Source organism: Gelidibacter sp., assembly GCF_039916245.1.
In the GTDB taxonomy this organism is placed as follows: Bacteria; Bacteroidota; Bacteroidia; order Flavobacteriales; family Flavobacteriaceae; genus Gelidibacter.
On record NZ_JBDSLS010000222.1, the window covers coordinates 1 to 3,721 of the forward strand.

The following is a 3,721-nucleotide window of genomic DNA, read 5'->3' on the forward strand; positions in this document are numbered from 1 at the left end:
CTTTTGTTTCGTTTGCCAATCGCCTAAAAGTGGCGCGCCATCGCCTGATTGGGAATCAATAAAACTTCCAATTACCAATCCAATAATAGCACCAATTGGCCCTCCAAAAGACCATCCTAATCCTGCACCTACCCATTTTGAAATACCCATGTATCTATTTTTTTTAGAATCTCAAAGATAGTATAGTTCATCTTTTTATACCCTTAATTATTATGTAAATTTCCATTGAGAAAACAAATGCCATCATTAAAACTCACCACGGCAAAAGGACGCCCTAAGTTCATTTTTTTGTATCTTTGCAGTCCTGAACTTCGGGACAAATTATTAATTTTTAATATTAAAATATATGTATCCAGCAGAATTAGTAAAACCAATGCGAGAAGACTTGACCAAAGTTGGATTTGAAGAACTCCATACCGCTCAAGAAGTTGATGCAGCTATTGCAAAAGAAGGAACAACATTATTAGTCATTAATTCGGTTTGTGGTTGTGCGGCAGCAAATGCACGTCCAGGTGCACGAATGAGTCTCCAAAACGCAAAACATCCTGACCATATCGTAACGGTTTTTGCAGGTGTTGACAAAGATGCTGTCAATCAAGCAAGACAACATATGGTACCGTTCCCTCCAAGCTCACCAAGTATGGCGTTGTTTAAAGACGGCGAATTGGTGCACATGTTAGAGCGCCACCACATTGAAGGAAGACCTGCAGAATTGATTGCAGAAAACTTAGTAGATGCTTATAACGAGTATTGTTAGAAAAGTTAGAAGCTTGAAGCACGGCGCTTGAAGTTTTACTTTTGAATTTTTAAAGAACCACGGTAAGTTTATCGTGGTTTTTTTGTTTTAATAGGTCTGCCTTCTACAACAGAAAAGCGTATTGCATTCGTGAAATATATAGTAAATAATTTGTCTTAAGAAGCGAGTGAATTGGTGAGAAGCAGTGAAATTCGTGTCAAGAATTTTAAAAACTAACTCGCCTAATTCTAATCCAATTTGAAAACTATACAAGACTTTAAACGGTTTTAAACTTGGTAAAGTGATGGATTCATGAATTCCTTAACTGGCAATTAATGTGGACGCTTTGTACTCGCTTTTAATTTATCGGTTAAATAACATCAATGGCATGTCCAAAAACTCAGAGACCAAGTAGGCTAACCCTATCAGTAAAATGGTGCAAATCGGGACTGCCCAACTCAATTCTCTCATGATCAGCTTTTCCACGCTGACATAATTTACAAACACCCGCATAAAGACTGTCTGCTGTTTTTCATAAGTATATTTCAATCTAATTATCATTCCAATAAGACTTATGAACCAACATTGAAAGCACTTTTGATAAAGAACCTGAGCAGATTTTCGAGAGTGTCAATCGTAAATCTGTCGTCTTCCCATGATTGTGCAACAATAGGTGCAATGCTATCTATTAGTAGGTTTTTAGAAGTAGTTTTTATTATTTTTGCAACATGAGAAAAATATTAGCTTACCCTCTAACGGTTATATATTTAATTTGTTTTGGAATCACGCTTGTTGTATTCCATCCCATTCAATGGATTTGCTTAAATCTCTTTGGTTATAAAGCCCATAAGCTCAGTGTAGATTGGCTTCAGTTTTTTTTAATGCGTTGTCTTAATATTTTAGGCACGCGTTTTACGTTTACCAATCCTTATGATATTCCTACAGACCAACCATTGATCATCGTGGCCAATCATCAAAGCATGTACGACATTTCACCTATTACGTGGTACATGCGAAAACATCATCCGAAGTTTATTTCAAAAAAAGAGTTGGGCAAAGGCATTCCAAGTGTTTCCTATAACTTACGACATGGCGGATCTGTATTGATCGATCGAAAAAATCCGAGGCAAGCCTTACCAGCCATTATGAAGTTTGGTGAGTATATCGAAAAAAACAAATATGCCGCCGTTATTTTCCCGGAAGGCACACGAAGTAAAAACGGTATTCCAAAGCCTTTTCAAACCAAAGGTCTAGAAATTTTGATCAAAAAAGCTCCGTCAGCCATCATCGTTCCTATCAGTATTAACAATTCCTGGAAAATGTTGCGTTATGGAAAATTTCCGATGGGAATTGGAAATCATTTAAAATTCACGGTACATCAACCTCTCAAAATTGCTACCTTTGTAGATATGGAAGAGTTAATACGAACAGTTGAACAGACGATTTCCTCAAATATTCACCCTTAAATTTCAACTAAGATGTCATTAAAAAATATACGTTTGGAAGTGATGCAGCATCTCGAGAAAGACGTTGAATCACTCATTGAAAAATACTTAATACCGGTTGATAGCATTTGGCAACCGACTGATTTTCTTCCGAATTCAGAAAGCGATTCGTTTTATGATGAGGTCAGGGAAATACGCGAATTATCGAAAGAATTGCCTTATGATTTTTGGGTGGTTTTAGTAGGCGATATGATCACTGAAGAAGCACTACCTACCTACGAATCCTGGTTAATGGATGTGGAAGGTGTGGATCAGGTAGGACGAAATTCATGGGGAAAATGGGTGCGTCATTGGACGGGTGAAGAAAACAGACATGGCGATGTCCTCAATAAATATTTGTATTTATCAGGACGTGTCAACATGAAAGAAATCGAAATCACCACACAGCATTTAATTGCCGATGGATTTGATATCGGCACCGACAGAGATCCTTATAAAAACTTTATTTATACCAGTTTTCAAGAACTGGCCACTTATATTTCTCATAACCGCGTCGCAAAAATCGCGAAGGAGAAAGGCAACAGACAACTCTTTAAAATGTGTAATATGATTGCTGGTGATGAAATGCGTCACCACCACGCGTACTCTGAGTTTGTGGAGCGTATTTTTGCCGTAGATCCTAACCAAATGATGGTCGCGTTTCAAACGATGATGAAACAAAAAATTACCATGCCTGCGCATTTCTTAAGAGAATCCGGAGATAAAATTGGTACGGCGTTTGAAGAATTTTCTAATACTGCACAACGTATTGGCGTTTATACGTCTGCTGATTATGTGGACATTTTGGAAAAACTGGTTAACCGTTGGGACTTAGGAAATATTAAAAATCTTTCAGACGACGGCGAAAAAGCAAGAGACTATCTCATGAAACTTCCAGACCGCATGAAACGTTTGGCCGATCGTATGAGAATTCCTGAGAACTCTTATCAGTTTAAATGGGTGCAACCGGCGACTTTAAAATAAAACGATAGAACACTGATGACGCAGATGAAACAGATTATCACTGATTTTAATCTTCAAAAAATCATAACAGATAGTCTATAGGTAGAAATTGACTACACTTCTAATAGGTATCATTTCAAATCATAAAAGATCAGCGTCATCTGCGTTCCATATTTAGGAAATCAATAACTTTTGTGCTTTCTTTATTGATAAAACCATTGCATTTTGGAAAATTATAAACATTCTGAAACTACGGATCTTATCATTAAGTGTTTCTACAATGTTTATAATCAATTAGGCTATGGCTTTTTAGAAAAAGTATATGAAAATGCCATGTTTTTAGAACTAAGAAACTTAGGTCTTTTTGTAGAAAAACAAAAACGTATCTCTGTTTATTATAAGCAACAACAAGTTGGGGATTATTTTGCCGACCTAATCGTTTCTGAAGCCGTAATTATTGAAATCAAGGCAGCTGAATCGTTGTGTGAAGAACACGAATTCCAACTTATAAATTATCTAAAAGCAACAGAGATAGAAG

4 protein-coding genes are annotated in these 3,721 nt (G+C 36.7%); all 4 read left to right on the forward strand.

What is annotated here, in order from left to right; translation table 11 throughout:
• Positions 1-346: 346 nt before the first annotated feature.
• Complete coding sequence (locus ABIQ28_RS11765) at positions 347-757, forward strand: BrxA/BrxB family bacilliredoxin (RefSeq protein WP_348037525.1); 411 nt, start codon at positions 347-349, stop codon at positions 755-757.
• Positions 758-1,464: 707 nt separating this feature from the next.
• Positions 1,465-2,202, forward strand: coding sequence for a lysophospholipid acyltransferase family protein (locus ABIQ28_RS11770; RefSeq protein ID WP_348037527.1), 738 nt, complete (start codon positions 1,465-1,467; stop codon positions 2,200-2,202).
• A 12-nt stretch (positions 2,203-2,214) separates the two neighbouring features.
• Positions 2,215-3,204: an acyl-ACP desaturase gene (locus tag ABIQ28_RS11775; RefSeq protein ID WP_348037529.1), complete on the forward strand. Its 990-nt coding sequence runs from the start codon at positions 2,215-2,217 to the stop codon at positions 3,202-3,204.
• A gap of 204 nt (positions 3,205-3,408) precedes the next feature.
• Positions 3,409-3,721 (forward strand): GxxExxY protein (locus tag ABIQ28_RS11780; protein ID WP_348037531.1); only part of this gene is annotated, 313 nt, incomplete at its 3' end.